Source organism: Roseococcus sp. (genome assembly GCF_965227005.1).
Taxonomy (GTDB): Bacteria; Pseudomonadota; Alphaproteobacteria; order Acetobacterales; family Acetobacteraceae; genus Roseococcus.
This window is the reverse complement of sequence record NZ_CBDDFJ010000036.1, coordinates 1-17,532: the sequence shown is the minus strand read 5'-3', so window position 1 is coordinate 17,532 and position 17,532 is coordinate 1. Positions and strand designations below refer to the sequence as shown.

The 17,532-nt window shown below is 68.4% G+C and carries 14 protein-coding genes; 10 read left to right on the top strand and 4 right to left on the bottom strand.

The features are described from left to right. Nucleotide 1: 1 nt before the first annotated feature. Genes cyoB through ACO057_RS17460 form a run of 6 tightly spaced genes read left to right on the top strand, consistent with a single transcriptional unit; the run spans nt 2 to nt 5,513 of the window. Nucleotides 2-1,975 carry a cytochrome o ubiquinol oxidase subunit I gene (cyoB, locus tag ACO057_RS17485; protein WP_421994629.1) on the top strand — a complete coding sequence of 658 codons (1,974 nt, stop codon included), beginning with the start codon at nt 2-4 and terminating at the stop codon, nt 1,973-1,975. A 2-nt stretch (nt 1,976-1,977) separates the two neighbouring features. Then, a complete protein-coding gene (gene cyoC, locus ACO057_RS17480; protein WP_421993890.1) occupies nt 1,978-2,598 on the top strand; it encodes a cytochrome o ubiquinol oxidase subunit III in 621 nt (206 codons plus the stop codon). After that, nucleotides 2,595-2,954 carry a cytochrome o ubiquinol oxidase subunit IV gene (gene cyoD, locus ACO057_RS17475; protein ID WP_421993889.1) on the top strand — a complete coding sequence of 120 codons (360 nt, stop codon included), beginning with the start codon at nt 2,595-2,597 and terminating at the stop codon, nt 2,952-2,954. Before cyoC ends, cyoD begins: the two co-directional genes overlap by 4 nt. Beyond that, nucleotides 2,951-3,676 (top strand): SURF1 family protein, encoded by a 726-nt coding sequence (locus tag ACO057_RS17470; protein WP_421993888.1) that lies wholly within the window; start codon nt 2,951-2,953, stop codon nt 3,674-3,676. The genes cyoD and ACO057_RS17470 overlap by 4 nt, the downstream gene beginning before the upstream one ends. Beyond that, the gene (locus tag ACO057_RS17465; RefSeq protein ID WP_421993887.1) at nt 3,673-4,983 is read left to right on the top strand and encodes an ATP-binding protein; all 1,311 of its coding nucleotides are present in this window, start codon (nt 3,673-3,675) and stop codon (nt 4,981-4,983) included. Before ACO057_RS17470 ends, ACO057_RS17465 begins: the two co-directional genes overlap by 4 nt. Next, the gene (locus ACO057_RS17460; protein ID WP_421993886.1) at nt 4,980-5,513 is read left to right on the top strand and encodes a response regulator transcription factor; all 534 of its coding nucleotides are present in this window, start codon (nt 4,980-4,982) and stop codon (nt 5,511-5,513) included. The genes ACO057_RS17465 and ACO057_RS17460 overlap by 4 nt, the downstream gene beginning before the upstream one ends. Before the next feature lie 2 nt (nt 5,514-5,515). On the opposite strand, the gene ACO057_RS17455 is transcribed toward ACO057_RS17460, so the two are convergent. Continuing rightward, nucleotides 5,516-7,189, bottom strand: a complete 1,674-nt coding sequence (locus ACO057_RS17455) for a formate--tetrahydrofolate ligase (protein WP_421993885.1) — start codon at nt 7,187-7,189, stop codon at nt 5,516-5,518. Between the two features lie 101 nt (nt 7,190-7,290). Here ACO057_RS17455 and ACO057_RS17450 point away from each other — a divergent pair, with 101 nt between their 5' ends. Next, the gene (locus ACO057_RS17450; RefSeq protein ID WP_421993884.1) at nt 7,291-8,274 is read left to right on the top strand and encodes a Bug family tripartite tricarboxylate transporter substrate binding protein; all 984 of its coding nucleotides are present in this window, start codon (nt 7,291-7,293) and stop codon (nt 8,272-8,274) included. A gap of 93 nt (nt 8,275-8,367) precedes the next feature. Further along, entirely contained in the window at nt 8,368-9,012 is a 645-nt protein-coding gene (locus tag ACO057_RS17445) for an OmpW/AlkL family protein (RefSeq protein ID WP_421993883.1), read from the top strand. An 18-nt stretch (nt 9,013-9,030) separates the two neighbouring features. Here the strand turns inward: ACO057_RS17445 and ACO057_RS17440 are convergent, their stop codons facing one another. After that, nucleotides 9,031-10,134: a 2-aminoethylphosphonate--pyruvate transaminase gene (locus tag ACO057_RS17440; protein WP_421993882.1), complete on the bottom strand. Its 1,104-nt coding sequence runs from the start codon at nt 10,132-10,134 to the stop codon at nt 9,031-9,033. Nucleotides 10,135-10,232: 98 nt separating this feature from the next. On the opposite strand from ACO057_RS17440, the gene ACO057_RS17435 reads away from it, so the two are divergent. Continuing rightward, nucleotides 10,233-11,717, top strand: a complete 1,485-nt coding sequence (locus ACO057_RS17435; RefSeq protein WP_421993881.1) for an MDR family MFS transporter — start codon at nt 10,233-10,235, stop codon at nt 11,715-11,717. An 81-nt stretch (nt 11,718-11,798) separates the two neighbouring features. On the opposite strand, the gene ACO057_RS17430 is transcribed toward ACO057_RS17435, so the two are convergent. Beyond that, the gene (locus ACO057_RS17430) at nt 11,799-14,897 is read right to left on the bottom strand and encodes an efflux RND transporter permease subunit (RefSeq protein ID WP_421993880.1); all 3,099 of its coding nucleotides are present in this window, start codon (nt 14,895-14,897) and stop codon (nt 11,799-11,801) included. After that, nucleotides 14,894-16,012, bottom strand: a complete 1,119-nt coding sequence (locus tag ACO057_RS17425) for an efflux RND transporter periplasmic adaptor subunit (protein ID WP_421993879.1) — start codon at nt 16,010-16,012, stop codon at nt 14,894-14,896. The genes ACO057_RS17430 and ACO057_RS17425 overlap by 4 nt, the downstream gene beginning before the upstream one ends. Nucleotides 16,013-16,196: 184 nt before the next feature. Here ACO057_RS17425 and ACO057_RS17420 point away from each other — a divergent pair. Further along, the coding region (locus ACO057_RS17420) for a hypothetical protein (RefSeq protein WP_421993878.1) at nt 16,197-17,532 on the top strand (1,336 nt) is incomplete at its 3' end.

Here is a 17,532-nt window from a genome sequence, read left to right as displayed (position 1 = left end):
GATCTTCGGGAAGCTCTCGCTCGACGCGCTGCCGCTGCACGAACCGATCGTCTACGGCACCTTCATCATGGTCGCGCTCGGCGGCCTCGCGCTGATGGCCGCGCTCACCTGGTTCCGCCTCTGGGGCTATCTCTGGAAGGAGTGGTTCACCAGCGTCGATCACAAGAAGATCGGCATCATGTACATGGTGTTGGGCCTGGTGATGCTGCTGCGCGGCTTCGCCGACGCCATCATGATGCGGCTGCAGCAGGCGCTCGCCTTCGGCGGTTCGGAGGGCTACCTCAACGCCCATCACTACGACCAGATCTTCACCGCCCATGGGGTGATCATGATCTTCTTCGTGGCGATGCCCCTCGTCACGGGCCTGATGAACTACATCGTTCCGCTGCAGATCGGCGCGCGCGACGTCTCTTTCCCCTTCCTGAACAATTTCAGCTTCTGGATGACCGTGGGCGGCGCCGTCCTGGTGATGATGTCGCTCTTCGTCGGCGAGTTCGCGCGCACGGGCTGGCTGGCCTATCCGCCGCTTTCCGGCCTCGCCTACAGCCCCGATGTCGGCGTGGACTACTACATATGGGCGCTGCAGATCGCCGGCGTGGGCACGACGCTCTCGGGCATCAACCTGCTCGTCACCATCGTGAAGCTGCGCGCGCCGGGCATGGGCCTGATGAAGATGCCGATCTTCACCTGGACCTCGCTCTGCACGAACGTCCTGATTGTCGCGTCCTTCCCCGTGTTGACGGCGGTGCTCGCGCTGCTGAGCCTGGATCGCTACGCCGGGACGAACTTCTTCACGAACGACCTCGGCGGCAATCCGATGATGTACGTGAACCTCATCTGGATCTGGGGCCATCCGGAAGTCTACATCCTGATCCTGCCGCTCTTCGGCGTCTTCTCCGAAGTCACCTCGACGTTCTCGGGCAAACGGCTCTTCGGCTACACCTCGATGGTCTATGCGACGCTGGTCATCACCATCCTGTCCTACGTCGTGTGGTTGCATCACTTCTTCACGATGGGCTCGGGCGCCAGCGTCAACAGCTTCTTCGGCATCACTACCATGGTGATCTCCATCCCGACCGGGGCGAAGCTCTTCAACTGGCTCTTCACCATGTATCGCGGCCGCATCCGCTTCGAGCTGCCGATGATGTGGACCATCGCCTTCATGCTGACCTTCGTCGTCGGCGGCATGACAGGCGTGCTCCTCGCCGTCCCGCCCGCCGATTTCGTGCTGCACAACTCGCTCTTCCTGATCGCGCATTTCCACAACGTGATCATCGGCGGCGTGCTCTTCGGCCTCTTCGCGGCGATCAACTTCTGGTTCCCCAAGGCCTTCGGCTTCAAGCTCGACCCCTTCTGGGGGAAGGTCTCCTTCTGGTGCTGGGTCATCGGTTTCTGGATGGCCTTCATGCCGCTCTACGTCCTCGGCCTGATGGGCGTGACGCGCCGCATGCGCGTCTTCGACGACCCTTCGCTGCAGATCTGGTTTGTCGTCGCCGGGCTCGGCGCGGCGGTCATCGCGGTCGGCATCGCGGCGATGCTGGTCCAGTTCGCCGTGAGCATCCTGCGCCGCGACAAGCTGCGCGACGTGACGGGCGACCCCTGGGGCGGACGCACGCTCGAATGGGCGACCTCCTCGCCTCCGCCGGACTACAACTTCGCCTTCACGCCGGTCATCCACGACCTCGATGCCTGGCACGACATGAAGCGGCGCGGCCATGAGCGTCCGCTCGGCGGCTATCGGGCCATCCACATGCCGAGCAACACCGCCGCCGGCGTGGTGCTGGCCGTGCTGAGCACGATCTGCGGCTTCGCCCTGGTCTGGCATGTCTGGTGGCTGGTGGGCGCGAGCTTCCTGGCCATCCTGATCACGGCCATCGCCCACACCTTCAACTACCATCGCGACCACCACATCCCCGCCGAGACGGTGACCGCGACCGAGAATGCGCGCACCCACGCGCTGGCGGCGGCGGAATGAACATGGACACGACCACGCACCCCCTCCCCGCCGGGTTCTACAACCTCGACGAGCACGACCATCCGGAAGGCGGCAGCACCATGCTGGGCTTCTGGATCTACCTGATGAGCGACTGTCTCATCTTCGCGATCCTCTTCGCCTGCTACGCGGTGCTGGGCGGCAACTACGCCGCCGGCCCCTCGCCGCGCGACCTGTTCGAACTGCCGCTGGTCGCCCTCAACACGGCCATGCTGCTCTTCTCGTCCATCACCTTCGGCTTCGCCATGCTGGCGATGCAGGCCGGCCGATCGGGCGCGACCCGGGCCTGGCTCGTCGTCACCGCGCTGTTCGGCCTCGCCTTCCTCGGGATCGAGCTCTACGAGTTCCACCACCTGATCCACATCGGCGCCACACCGCAGCGCAGCGCCTTCCTCTCGGCCTTCTTCACCTTGGTCGGCACGCACGGCCTGCACGTGACCTTCGGCCTGATCTGGATCGTGACGATGATCGTGCAGATCGGGCAGCGCGGCCTGATCCCGGCCAATCAGCGCCGGCTGATGTGCCTCAGCCTCTTCTGGCACTTCCTGGACGTCATCTGGATCGGCGTCTTCACCTTCGTCTACCTGATGGGAATGCTGCGATGAGCCCCAACGCGCAGGCCGCGGCCCATGGCGGGGCCGCCCACGGCACCTTGCCGGACTATCTGATCGGCTTCGTGCTCGCGGCCATCCTCACCGCCATCCCCTTCTGGCTGGTGATGGAGCGCCCCCTGGCGGATGGCCCGACCGGCATCCTGGTCATGGGCTTCGCCGTCATTCAGATCCTCGTCCACATGGTGTATTTCCTCCATATGAACGGCCGCTCCGAGGGCGGCTGGACCATGATCGCGCTGGTCTTCACCATCATCGTGATCGTGATCACCATGACGGGCTCGCTCTGGGTGATGTACCACCTCAATGCCAATATGATGCCGATGCACGACGCGCGCATCATGCCGTGACGCTACGCCGCGCCCTCGGGCCGGCGCTCATCGGCGGCGGCGCTCTGGTGATCGCCGCCCTGCTGGTGGCGTTGGGCGTGTGGCAGCTGCAGCGGCGCGAGTGGAAGCACGAGCTCATCGCCGCCATCGCGGCGCGGGTGCATGCCGCCCCGGCCCCCCTCCCTGTCCCGGCGAGCTGGCCGGACATCACTGCCGCCCGCGACGCCTATCGCCGCTTCGCCGCGGAGGGCCATTTCCTCTATGATCGCGAAACGCTGGTGCGCGCGACGACGGCGCTGGGAAGCGGTTATTGGGTCATGACCCCCTTGCAGACGAGTGACGGCACAGTCCTGGTAAATCGCGGCTTCGTCCCCCCCGACCGGCGGGACCCCGCGGCGCGTGGAGAGAGCCGGGCCGAGGCCCCCGTGCGGGTGACCGGCCTGCTCCGCATCACCGAGCCGGGGGGCGGCTTCCTGCGCAGCAACGATCCCGCGGGCGAGCGCTGGTATTCGCGCGACGTCGCGGCCATCGCCGCCCGGCGCGGCCTCGGCGCGACGGCGCCGTTCTTCCTCGATGCCGAGGCGGGACCGGACAGGGACAGCTACCCCGTGGGCGGCCTCACGGTCATCAGCTTCGCGGACAACCACCTCGGCTATGCGCTGACCTGGTTCGGATTGGCGCTGCTGGTTCTCGGCGGCGCCGTCACGGTCCTGCGGCATCGCCAAAGCGGGGGCGAAGGATGAGACTGCCAGGCTCGCGCAGCGTGGCGGCCCTGCCCGAGGCGGAGGCCGGTCGTCGCAACATGCGGCTGTTGATCCAGCTGCGCTGGATCGCGGTGGCCGGGCAGCTCCTGACCATCGCTTTCGTCCATTGGATCCTGGAAATCCGCCTGCCGCTCGCCTCGCTGCTGCTGGTGCCCGCCCTCCTGGCCGCCATCAACCTGTTGAGCCTGCCGCTGCTGCGCCGGCCCGACGGTGTGAGCAATGCGGAGCTGACCTTCGCGCTGCTCCTCGACGTCGCCGCGCTCGCCTGGCAACTCAACCAGAGTGGCGGCCTCGCCAATCCCTTCACCTCGCTCTTCCTGCTGCAGGTGGTGATCGGCGCGACGCTTCTGCGTCCCTGGTCGAGCTGGGTCATGGTCGGGGTTGTTGGCATCGCGCTCGTCCTGCTGATGATCGATCCCGTCCCGCTCGATCTGCACGAACGCAATCGCATCGACCCGCTCGCGCTCTATCTGGAGGGCGGGCTGGTCTGCTTCGCGCTGATCGCGGTGCTGCTCGTGCTCTTCGTCACGCGCATGAACCACAACCTGCGCGCGAGCGACGCGGCACTGGCCGCCATCCGCCAGCAGGCGGCGGAGGAGAACCACATCGTGCGGATGGGCCTTCTCGCCTCCGGTGCGGCGCATGAGCTGGGAACGCCGCTCTCCACCATGTCGGTGATCCTGGGCGACTGGCAGCGCATGCCCCGGATCGCGGGGGAGCCGGAGCTCGTCGACGACATCACCGACATGCAGGCCGAGCTCGCGCGCTGCAAATCGATCGTGGGCGGAATCCTCATGTCGGCCGGCGAAGCGCGTGGCGAGGCGCCGCGCATCACCACGATGCGCAAGTTCCTCGACGGCATCGTCACGGATTGGCAGGCGATGCGCCGCCCCGGCACGATCCATTACCGCGACCGGTTCGGCGAGGACATGACGATCGTCTCCGACCCCGCGCTGAAGCAGGTCATCGGCAATATCATCGACAATGCGACCGAGGTCTCGCCCGACTGGACAGAGATCACCGCCAGCCGCGAGGAAGATGCCCTCGTCTTCGAGATCGCCGATCGGGGGCCCGGCTTCTCCAAGTCGATGCTGGAATCCTTCGGCCACCCCTATCGCTCCAGCAAGGGTCGGCCCGGCGGCGGGCTCGGCCTCTTCCTGCTGGTGAACGTCGCCCGCAAGCTCGGCGGCGATGCACAGGCGCGCAATCGCGAGGAGGGCGGCGCGCTGGTCCGGCTCATCCTGCCGCTGGACGTGCTCGCCTATGCCGGTGAGGCGCCGAGATGACCGAGCCGCGCTTCCTGGTCCTCGTCGAGGACGATGAGGCTTTCGCGCGCACGCTCAAGCGTTCCTTCGAGCGGCGCGGCTATCGAGTGATCACGGCGGCCAGCCACGAGGAGTTGCTGACCCTGCTGCGCGAGCACAAGCCCGATCACGCCGTGGTCGACCTTAAGCTCGGCGGGACATCGGGGCTGACCTGCGTGCAGACGCTGCGCGCGGGAAATCCGACCATGCCCATCGTGGTGCTGACCGGCTTCGCCAGCATCGCGACGACGGTGGAGGCCATCAAGCTCGGCGCCTCCTACTACCTGGCCAAGCCCTCGAGCACGGACGACATCGAGGCGGCCTTCGAGCGCCAGGAAGGAAACCCCGCGGCCCCGCTCAGCGAGCGTCCCTCCACCATCAAGACGGTGGAGTGGGAGCACATTCATGCCGCGCTGGTGGCGACGGATTTCAACATCTCCGAAGCCGCCCGGCGGCTGGGCATGCACCGCCGGACGCTGGCGCGAAAGCTGGAGAAGCGGCAGCTCCGCTAAGGTCAGAAGAGGCCTTCGATGCGCCCTTCGCCATCCAGCCGGATGGTTTCGGCGGCCGGCACCCGCGGCAGGCCGGGCATGGTCATCACATCGCCGCAGATCGCCACCACGAAGCCCGCCCCCGCCAGGAGCCTCACGTCGCGGATCGGCAGGACGTGGCCTTCGGGCGCGCCCAGCGCCGTCGGGTCGGCGCTGAAGCTGTATTGGGTCTTGGCGATGCAGATGGGCGCATGGCCGAAGCCCTGCGCCTCGAAGCGCGCGAGCTTGGCCGCCACGCTGGCGGGAATGGCGACATCCGAGGCGTGGTAGATTTCCCGCGCGATGGTGCGGATCTTATCGGCCAGCGGCATGGCGTCGGGGTAGATCGGCTCGAACTTCGCCTCGCCGGCATCGAGGCGCTTCATCACCGCATGGGCCAGCGCGACCGTGCCCTGGGCGCCATCCGACCAATGCGTGCAGAGCACGGCCTCGGTGCCGAGGGCGGCCATGGCCTGCTGCACGGCGGCGATCTCGGCCTCGGTATCCGCGGTGAAACGGTTCAACGCCACGATGGGCGGCAGGCCGAACTTACGGATGTTCTCGACGTGACGCGCGAGGTTCGCGATGCCGCGGCGCACGGCGCCGATATCCTCGCGCCCGAGATCGGCCTTGGCCACGCCGCCATGCATCTTCAGCGCGCGGATGGTGGCGACGATCACGCAGGCATCGGGCGCGAGGCCCGCCAGGCGGCACTTGATATCCAGGAATTTCTCCGCGCCGAGGTCCGCGCCGAAGCCCGCCTCGGTCACGACCACGTCGCTGAGATGCATGCCCAGCGTCGTCGCCATCACGCTGTTGCAGCCATGGGCGATATTCGCGAAGGGACCGCCATGGACCAGCGCGGGCGAGCCGGCCAGCGTCTGCACGAGATTGGGCGCCAGGGCATCGCGCAGCAGCACCGCCATCGCGCCGTCGGCCTTGAGGTCGGCGGCGGTCACGGGCTTTCCGTCGCGCGTGCTGGCCACGATGATCCGCCCCAGGCGCACCTGCAGGTCGGCCAGGTCATAGGCGAGGCAGAAGGCCGCCATCACCTCCGAGGCCACGACGATGTCGAAGCCGTCCTCGCGCGGGAAGCCGTTCGCCGTGCCGCCCATCGACCCCACGATGCCGCGCAGCGCGCGGTCGTTCATGTCGAGCGCACGGCGCCAGGTGATGCGGCGGGCATCGATGCCGAGCGCGTTGCCCCAATAGATGTGGTTATCGATCATCGCGGCCAGCAGGTTGTTGGCCGCCGTGATCGCGTGGAAATCGCCGGTGAAGTGGAGGTTGATGTCCTCCATCGGCACGACCTGGGCATGGCCGCCGCCCGCGGCGCCGCCCTTCACGCCGAAGCACGGGCCCAGCGAGGGCTCGCGCAGGCAGATCATGGTCTTCTGGCCAATGAGGTTCAGCGCATCGCCGAGGCCCACCGTCGTGGTCGTCTTGCCCTCGCCGGCCGGGGTCGGGTTGATGCCGGTGACCAGGACGAGCTTGCCGAGCGGGCGGTCGTGCCGCGTCTTGGCGACGAAATCGAGGCCGATCTTGGCCTTGTACTTGCCATAGGGCTCCAGCGCATCGGCCGGAATGCCGGCCTTCTGCGCGATCTGGGCGATGGGCAGCAGAGTGGCCGCGCGGGCGATCTCTAGGTCAATGGACATGCGCGTGGCTCTCCCCGATTCGCGCCGGATTTGACCCGCTGAAGCGATCTTGGACAAGCCGCGCGCTTGGGGCAGTGTGTCGGAAAGTCCAGGAGAAAATCATGAACATGCACCGCCGCACCCTGCTTGCCGCCCCAGCCTTGCTGCCCTTCGGGCTGCCTTCGTCGGCACGTGCCCAGGGCGAATGGCCCCAGCGCCCCATCAACATGCTGGTCCCCTTCGTGGCCGGCGGCCCCTCGGACATCACCGCGCGCGTGATGGCGGCGAAGCTGGGCGCCATTCTCGGGCAGAGCGTGGTCGTCGAGAACCGGCCGGGTGCCAATGGCGCCGTGGCGGGGCAGGTCCTCGCCCGCGCCGCGCCCGATGGCTACACGCTGCTGACGGGCTCGATCGGCGTCTTCGCCATCAACGCGGCGCTGCGGCCCAGCCTCCCCTACGACCCGCTCAAGGATTTCCAGACGGTGACGCTGGCCGTCACGACACCCAATGTCCTGATCATCAATCCGTCCAAGGTTCCGGCGACGGATTATGCGGGCGTGCTGGCTTGGCTGCGCGCCAATGGCCGCAACGTCTCCTACGCCACCTCGGGCGTCGGCTCCTCCGAGCACATGACGATGGAGCTCTTCAAGCTGCGGACGAACACGGAGGCGACGCATATTCCCTATCAGGGCGGTGCCGCCGCGGCGACATCCCTCATCGCCGGCGACACCCAGCTCACCTTCCAGAATCTGAGCGGCGTGGCGGCGCATATCCAGGCCGGGCGGATCAAGCCGGTGATGGTGACGAGCGAACGGCGCAACCCGACGATCCCGGATGTGCCGACGGCGGCCGAACTGGGGCTGAGCGATTTCGTGGTAACGTCGTGGCAGGCGACCATGGCGCCAGCCGGCCTGCCGGCGCCGATCCTCGCCAAGCTGGAGGCCGGATGCATCCGCGCGTTGCGCGATCCCGAAAGCGTGCAGCGCCTCAACCAGATCGGCTTCGATGTGGTGGCCAGCACGGCCGCCGAATTCCGCACTTTCCAGGAGGCGGAGATCAACCGGTGGAAGACCGTGGTGGACCGCGCGAATATCCGCGCGGAGTGACCCGCCTTTGATCCAGCGCAACGCCGCGCGCCGGAGCCGATCCTAGACACGATGGCGCAGCGACTTGCTGCGCTATCGGAAGGTTCTTGGATCATGCGGATCGCGGGATATGCGGCGACGGCCATGCTGCTGCTGGGCGCGGGAATGGCTTCGGCGCAGGACGCGCCGCGCGGCAAGCGCGCGGGAGACTTCGTGGTGGGCCTCGGCGCCATCGGCGTGCTGCCGACGAATGGCGGCCATGTCGGCGGGATCGGCGGTACGCCCACCGCCAGCAACAGCGCGAGCCCGCAGCTCGACTTCAGCTATTTCGTCACGCCCAACATCTCGCTGAACCTGATCGCCGCCAGCACGCAGCATGATGTCAGCGTGCGCGGATCGGCGCTCGGCGATGTTCGCCTTGGGCATGTCTGGGCGCTGCCGCCCACGCTGACCGTGCAATATCACCCGCTGCCGCAGGCTCGTTTCAGCCCCTATCTCGGCCTCGGGCTGAACGTGACCTGGTTCTATGGCGAGGGCGGGCGCCTGACCGCGCCGGTAAGCCGCGTGCGCATCGACCCCACGGTCGGCGTCGCGCCGAATATTGGCGTGGACTACGAGCTCACGCCCAACTGGCTGCTCAACTTCGATGCGAAGTGGATCCTGATGCAGCCCGATGTCAGCGTGAACAGCGGGATCATCCGCGCCCGTGCCGACATCAACCCCTTCGTGATCGGAGCCTCGGTGCGTTACCGCTTCTGAACGGCGACGCGACTTAGTTCAGGCCGCCTTGGGAAGGCCGAGCTCCATGAGCGCGACCTTCACCGCCGCCACGGTCTTCGCCATATCGGCGAGGTGCACATCGCCGATGGCGCCGATCCGGAAGCTGGGCAGCACGCTGGTGAAATAGCTGCTGATCAGGACGTCCTGGCGCTTCAGCGCCTCCACGAAATCCGCGAGCACCAGGCCGGCGGGCTGGTGGAAGGTCACCACGATCGGCCCCTGCTCCGCCTCCTCGACATAGGGCTTGAGGCCCAGCGCCTTGAGGCCGCGATAGAGCGCATCGGCATTGGCGCGGTAGCGCGCAAGGCGCGCGGGCTGGCCACCCTCCGCGTCGAAGCGGTCCAGCGCCACGTTCAGCGCGAGCAGGGTTTGCACCGGGCCGGTGAAGCGCAGGCTGCCCATGCCACTGGCCTTGGTATTCGCCCAGACATCGGCGAGGTCGAGGCTCCAGGAGCCGGCATTGCCGGTGGCTGCCTCGCAGCTGTCGATGCGCGAGACGGCGAAGGCGAAGCCGGGCAGCCCTTCCAGGCACTTGTTCGAGGTGAAGAGCACCGTATCGATCTCGGGCTGCTTCGAGAGGTCGATCGGCAGCGCGCCGAAGGCCGAGACGGCATCCACGATCATCCGCCGGCCCGCCGCGCGAACCGCGGCGCCGATCGCGGCCGGGTCGTTCACGATGCCGCTGCCGGTCTCGCTATAGACCATGGCGACGTGGCTGCATTCGGGATGGGCGGCGAGGGCTTCCGTGATCTCCGCCGGGGTCACGCCGCGGGTATCGGGAACCTCGAGCTCCACCACCTCGCGCCCTGCCAGGCGGCCGAGCTTCACCGCGCGCCCGGCATATTGCCCGTTCACCGGGATCAGCACGGCGCGGCCCGGCGGCACGAAGGTACGGATCGCCGCCTCCATGATCATGTGGCCGGCCACCTGCAGCGGCAGGGTGACGTGCTCACCCTCGACGCCGCCGGCGATGATCCGGATCCGCTCGCGCAGGCGCGTGTAGAAGGGCCGGAACGCGACGTCCCAGGGCGCGACATCCTCGGCCATGGCGGCTCGCACGGAGGGGTGGGTCTGCACGGGTCCGGGAGTGAGAAGCAGCATGGCCTCGAAAATCCTGTTCTAGCTCAAAACATGCAGCGAATCGGCACGTTACGGAACCCCCGGTTCGACTCGGTGACGTATTGGTCTAGCTTCGCGAAATGGCCGATGCCCGTGTTACCGCGATGATCGTCGCCTCCGCGCTGTTCATGCAGAACCTCGACAGCGCGGCGGTCGTCACAGCCCTTCCCTCCATGGCGCGCGATATGGGCGAGGAGCCCACGCGCCTGGGCGTCGCCATCACCTCCTATCTGGTGGCGCTGACGGTCTTCATCCCCGTCTCGGGCTATATCGCCGACCGCTTCGGGGCCAAACGCGTCTTCCTCATCGCCATTGCCCTCTTCGGCGCGGCCTCCGCCGCGTGCGGCTTCTCAAACAGCCTGCTGGAGCTGGTCGGCGCCCGCGTCATCCAGGGCATGGCCGGGGCCATGATGGTGCCGGTCGGGCGTCTCCTGCTGCTCAGCGGCATCCGCAAGGACGAGATGCTGACGGCCATGACCTGGCTGACCATGCCGGCCATGATCGGCCCCATCAGCGGACCGCCGCTGGGTGGCCTGCTGACGGATCTCTTTGGCTGGCGCAGCGTCTTCTGGATCAACCTGCCGGTGGCGGCCATCGGCCTGATCATGGTCGCCTGGAAGATCGAGCCGCTGCCCCGCACCGATCCCGGCCCGCCGGACGTGAAGGGGCTGACGCTGGTCGGCGGGGCGCTGGCCTCGCTGATGGCCGGAATCGAGACCATCGGGCGCGGCATCTTCCCCTGGGGTTGGCCCGAGGGGCTGATCGTCCTGGGGGCCGTGCTCGCCGTCTGGGCCGTCCGCCACTGCCGGGCCACGCCCAAGCCGGCGCTCGACCTCAACCTCCTGAAAATCCCAAGCTTTCGCTATTCGACCATGGCGGGCAGCCTCTTTCGCAGCGGTGCCGGCGGCATTCCCTTCCTGGTGCCCATGCTGCTGCAGATCGGCTTCGGCTGGCGCGCCTCGGAGGCCGGGCTGGTGGCGTTCGCGACGGCGATCGGCGCCTTCGTCATGAAGCCGCTCACGCGCCCCATCCTGCGCCGCTTCGGTTTCCGGACGGTGATCATCGGCAATGGCCTGCTCGCAACCGTGGGCGTCGCCTCCGGCGCGCTGTTCACGGCCGACTGGCCCATCGCGGCCATGTTCATCGTGCTCGCTTTGGGGGGGCTGTTCCGCTCGCTGCAGTTCACGGCGCTCAACACCCTGGCCTTCGCCGATACCACGCGGGCACAGCTGAGCTCGGCAACCAGCTTCTATGGAACCGCGCAGCAGCTCGCCCCCGCCCTGGGCGTGGTGCTGGCGACCGGGACGCTGGAGATAACCCGCCATTTCACGGGCGACGCGGTCCTGCGGCCGGCCGATTTCACGGCCGCATTCCTGGTCGCGGCGGCGGTCGTGCTGACCTCCATTCCCTTCGCTCTGGGGCTGGCGAAGGATGTCGGCTTCGAGGTCAGCGGCCGGAAGCCTTTGGCGGCGCCTCCCATGCCGGAGGCGCCCGTCGTCGTGCCCGAGCGCGAGCCGGAAGCCGTCTCGGTCGAGATCAGCGAAGCGGCACGAAAGTCGCCCTAGCTTCGCGGCATCGGTTCCAAACGCAAAACGCCCCCGGCTGACAAACCGGGGGCGTCAGGCGTTGCGGCCGGGATGCGGCGGCTATTCCGCCGGCTGGTGGGAATGGGAGGCGGGAACCGCGCCGCGACCACGGCTCAGCTTGCGGGCCATGCCCTCGAAGCCGAGATAGAGCACCGGCGTCACGAAGAGCGTGAGCACCTGCGAGACGGCGAGGCCGCCGATCACCGCCAGGCCCAGCGGCTGGCGCAGCTCGGCCGCCGCGCCCCAGCCGGCGGCGATGGGCACCGCGCCCGCGGCCGCGGCCAGGGTGGTCATCAGGATCGGGCGGAAGCGCAGCACGCAGGCCTGGCGAACGGCGTCCAACGGAGTGTCGCCGCTGCGCTGTCGATGCAGGGCCACGTCCACGATCATGATGGCGTTCTTCTTCACCAGCCCGATCAGCAGCAGCGTGCCGATCACCGCGATGACGGAGAGATCGAGGTTGAACCACCACAGCGTCGCGAAGGCGCCCAGCGCCGCGGCCGGCAGGCCGGAAAGGATGGTCAGCGGGTGGATCAGCGATTCATAAAGCACGCCCAGCACCACATACATGATCAGCACCGCCGCGATCACGAGGAAGCCCTGGCCCGCCAGCGCCTGTTGGAAGACCTGGGCCGAGCCGGTGAAGCCCGTCACGATGGTCGGCGGCAGGCCGATCTCGCGCTCCACGGCCTTGATGGCGTTCACCGCATCGCCGAGCGCCACGCCCGGCGGCGTGTTGAAGCCGATGGTCACCGCGGGTAGCTGGCCCTGATGCGCGACCGTCAGCGGGCCGGACCGTCGCTCTATCGTCGCCACGGCCGAAAGCGGCACCAGCCGCCCGGTATTGGAACGGATGTAGAGCTTGGCAAGGCCCTGCTCGTCGCGCTGATCTTCCGGCAGGGCTTCCACGATCACGGGATAGGCATTGGCCTGGCCGTAGATCGTCGAGATCTGCCGCGCGCCGAAGGCGGAGAAGAGCGCCTGGCGCACCTGGTCGATGGACACCCCCAGCGCCGTCGCGCGGTCGCGATCCACATTGACCAGCACGACGGGGCTGTCGAGCTGAAGGTCGGTGTTCACGTCCTGCAATTGCGGCGAGCGCTGCAGCGCCGCTTCGAGACGCGGCGCCCAGTCGTAGAGCTCATCCAGCCGCAAGCCCTGCAAGGTGTAGAGGTAAAGCGTGCGCGACTGGCGGGCGCCGAAATTGATGTTCTGGATGGGCTGCACGAAGACTCGCATGCCCGGCACGCGCCCGGCGTCGCGCCGCAGCTGCTGCATCACCGTCTGAATATCCGGCCGCTGGCCGCGCCCCTTCAGCTGGACGAACATGCGCCCCTGGTTGATGGAGGCCGAGCCGCCCACCGCGCCCAGGTTCGAGACGACGGCATCCACATAGGGCGAGCGGCCGACGATCTCCGCCACCTCGCCCTGCATCTGCGCCATGCCGGTGATGGAGGTGCCGCGGGGACCTTCGGTGTTGATCGTCAGCAGGCCGGTATCCTCGATGGGGAAGAAGCCCTTGGGGATATGCACGGCGAGCCAGCCCGCCGCGCCGACCGAAAGCAGGAAGACCATCCAGACCACGAGCTTGGCCCGCAGCGCATAGCCCAGCGCCCAGTCGTAGCTGCTCTCGATGGCGACGAAGCCCCGCTCCAGCGTCCGGTCGAGCCAGCCCGGCTTGCCGTGGGCCGGCATCCGGCTGGCCATCAGCGGCGTCAGGGTGAGCGACACGACGCAGGAGGCGATGACCGCCAGCGACACGGTCGCGGCGAAGGCATTGAACACGCGCCCCACCACGCCGCCCATCAGCAGGATCGGAAGGAAGACGGCGATCAGCGAGAGCGTGATCGACAGAACGGTGAAGCCCACCTCCTTGGAGCCGCGGATCGCCGCGGCTATGGGGTGCATGCCCTCCTCGATGTGGCGGACGATGACCTCCAGCACCACGATGGCGTCGTCCACGACGAGACCGACGGCGATGGTGAGGCCCAGCAGCGTCACGTTGTCGATGCCGTAGCCCAGCATATACATCAGCCCGAAGGTGATGCAGAGGCTGATCGGCACCGCGACCGACGGGATGATGGTGGCCGTCACGCGCCGCAGGAAGAGGAAGCAGACCAGGACCACGAGGCCGATGGCGATGAGCAGGCTCTCCTGCACGTCGTGCACGGCGGCCCGGATGGAGAGCGAGCGGTCCAGGAAGACACCGATCTCGGCCCCCGGCGGCAGGGCCGCGCGCAGGGCCGGAAGGCTGTCGCGCACGCCGTCCACCACGTCCACGGTGTTCGCATCCGGCTGCCGCTGCACGGCCAGCACCAGCGCGCGCTCGCCATTGCGCCAGCTCGCGACCCGCTCGTTCTGCACGCCGTCGGCGACGCGGGCGATCTCGCTGAGCCGGACCGGGGCCGAGGCGCGGCCCGCCACCACGAGGTCGCCGAAGGCGGCGGCGTTCTGCGGCTGGTCGTTGGCACGGAGCGTCAGCTGCTGCCGGTTGCCGGTCAGCAGGCCGACCGGCGTGTTGGAGTTGGCGGCGATGATCGACTGGCCGACCGTATCGAAGGCCAGGCCCATGGCCGCGATGCGGTCGGGGTCGAGGCGCACGCGGACGGAATAGAGCTGCTCGCCATAGGTCACCACCTGCGCCACGCCCTGCACGCGGCTGAGCGCGGGGGCGATGATGGTGCTGGCGATGTCGTTCAGGCGGTAGAGCGGCGTATCGCCGCCCGACAGGGTCAGCAGCAGCACCGGCGCGTCGGCGGGATTCACCTTCCGGTAGCTCGGCGGGATGGTCATCTCGACGGGCAGGCGTCGCTGGGCGCGCGTCATCGCGGCCTGGACGTCCTGCGCCGCGCTGTCGATGTTACGCCCGAGCTGGAACTGCAGCGTGATGTTCAGCGTGTCCTGGCCGGAGGTGCTGCTCATGCTGTCGAGGCCGGCGATGGTGCTGAACTCGCGCTCCAGCGGCAAGGCAACCGAGGTGGCCATGGTCTCCGGGCTCGCGCCGGCGAAGGACGCGAAGACGGAGATGACCGGGAAGTCCACGCGCGGCACGGCGGCCACCGGCAGCCTCGTATAGGCCACGATGCCCCCGAGGACGGCCGCGGCCATCAGGAGGCAGGTCATCACCGGCCGGCGGATGCAAAGCTCGGAGATGTTCATCGGACGCTCCCCTGGCCGGCGCCGGGCGTGCCGGGACCGGCCGCGCTCTGCGTGCGCTCCTGCACCCTCACGCCGTCGGAGACGCGCTGGGCGCCGTCCACGATGATCTTGTCCCCATCGGCGATCTCGCCCCGAACGATGGCGCGGTCACCCACGATGCGTGACACCTGGACCGCCCGGCGCCGGGCGACGTTGTCGGCGGCGACGAAGACGAAGCGGCCCTGCTGCCCCGTCTGCACGGCGGCGCTGGCCACGGTGATGGCATTGTCCTCGGCCGAGGGGGCCAGTGTGATCTGCACGTATTGGCCGGGCCACAGACGCCCCGCGTCATTGTTGAAGCGGGCCTTGAGCATGATCGTACCGGTGGCGACGTCCACCTGGCTGTCCACGAAGATCAACTGGCCGGCGACCGCCGCCTCCGTGTCGCCATCGGCCTGCGCCTGGACGGGGATGGGATCGCCGGAGGCGGTGGCGCGGCGAATGGTCGGCAGCCAGCGCTCGGGCACGTTGAACTGCACCAGGATGGGGTTGGTCTGGGTGATCGTCGCAAGCGCGAGGGGGTTGCTGTCCGCCTGACGGACGAAGTTGCCCACGCGAAGCGGCAGCGAGCCGAGCACGCCGTCCACCTCCGCGGTGATCTGCGCGAATTCGATGCTGAGGCGCGTCTGCGCGATCAGCGCCTGCGTCGCCTGCACATTGGCGGCCGCCGCGGCGGCGTCGGCCTGGGCCTGCTCGAAGCGCTGCTGCGAGGCATAGCTCTCGCCGCGCAGGCTCTGGTAGCGGGCAGCGTCGAGCTGGGTGCGGGTGGCGGCGGCGCGGGCGCTGAGAAGCTGCGCCTCCTGCTGCGCCAGCAGCGCCTGGTTCAGCCGGGCATCCAGCGTGAAGAGTGGCTGCCCCCGGCGGACCGCCTGCCCCTCGCTGACATGGACCTGGGTGATCTGGCCATCGACGCGGGTGCGGATGGTGACGACGCTTTCGGACTGGACGGTGCCGTTGGCCATGATTTCAATGGGCACGCGACCGATCACGGCGCGGTCGGTCGTGACGGACACGGCCTGCTGGGCCGCCGCCGGTAAAGCCAAGACCATCGCGAGGATAGCGAGACGAAAAAACATGAATTCTGAGGCTCCGGTCCGGTCTGCCATCGGCTAGGTTAGGGAGAAGGTGCCTAGCAGCAAGACCAGCCTTCATTCACCAGTTCAGACTCTAAAAGCCAAATGACGAAAAAGCAATAATAATGCTGCCCGGACGCTCAAAAATTGCGCAATCTTTCGCGAAATTGGGGAAGGAACATTTTCGATGCGTCGATGGCTCATTCTGGCACTCCTCCTCCTGGCTCCCGCCGCCCATGCCTTTGACCTTCCCGGTCTATCGCGGGATTCCAGCCAGTTTCGCGAGCAGCTTGAGCGGCGCTTCCCTGCGGGCGGCACCCCCCAGCAGCGGCTGGCTGCCGAAACCCGCGCCACCACGGCCGAGCGGCAGAACAACTGGGCGGCAGCCTCCCAGGCCTGGGAGGAGCGCGCGGGGCTCGGCGAAATGACAGCCCCGCAATGGCTCGCCCTCGCCCGGGCCGAACTGCGGCGCAATCCACCGGAGGCGGGGCGCGCCCTTTCGGCCGCCTGGCAGAACTTCCTCATGGTCCCGGCCGGGCCGCCGGAGATCCCCTCGCTCCTTCTCGTGGCCGAGGCGCTGCAGCGGATGGAGCGCCCGGCCCAGCAGATCGCGGCGCTCGAGCAGGTCGTCCAGCGCGCGCCCAACGAGGCCCGCTACACCCAGGCCCTCACCGAGGCCCGCCGCGCCGCCGGCCTGCTGATCGCCCGCGTCAACACCGAATCCGAGGCCGAGCCGGCCCGCGCCTGCCTCGCCTTCACCGTCCCCCCCGCCCGCCGCGGCGACTGGCAGCCGCAGGACTGGATGCGCGCCGAGACGCCCGTCCCCGGCCTCTCCTTCCAGCGCGACGGCGACCAGCTCTGCATCGTCGGACTGCCCTTCGGCCGCACCACCCGCATCGTCCTGCGCGCCGGCCTTCCCGGCGAGGACGGGCTGCGCCTGATGCGCGACACGCCGGTCAACCTGGCCATGCCGAACCGCCGGCCACGTCTGGCCTTCGACAGCCGGGCCTTCCTGCTCGCCCGTGGCCAGGAGGCGCGGGTTCCCCTCGCCCTCATGAACATCTCCGGCCTGCAGCTGCGCGTCGTGCGCCTGGCCGAGCGCAACTTCGTGCCCTTCACCCGCGACAACCGGCTCGGCGAGCCGATCGGCTCCTGGACCGCGACCGACCTGCCCGACAGCTGGGGCCGCGTCGTCTGGGAAGGCGCGCTCGAATTGCCGCGCGGCGAGCCCAACCAGCTCCAGCGGGTCACCGTGCCCCTGCCGCCGGCCGTGCGCGAGGCCGGCCCCGGCCTCTACATGATGGTGGTGAAGCCCAATGACGGCACGGCCGACAGCGGCTCGCTCGCCGCCGCGCAGCCCTTGATCCTGACCGACCTCGGCCTCACCGCCTGGCGCGGCGAGGGCGGATTGGCCGTCCAGGCCCGCCGCCTGGGCGACTCCCAGCCGGCGGGCGGCACGCGCATCGCGCTGATGTCGCGCAACAACGAGGTCCTGGCGGAGGTCGAAGCGGGCGCCGACGGCA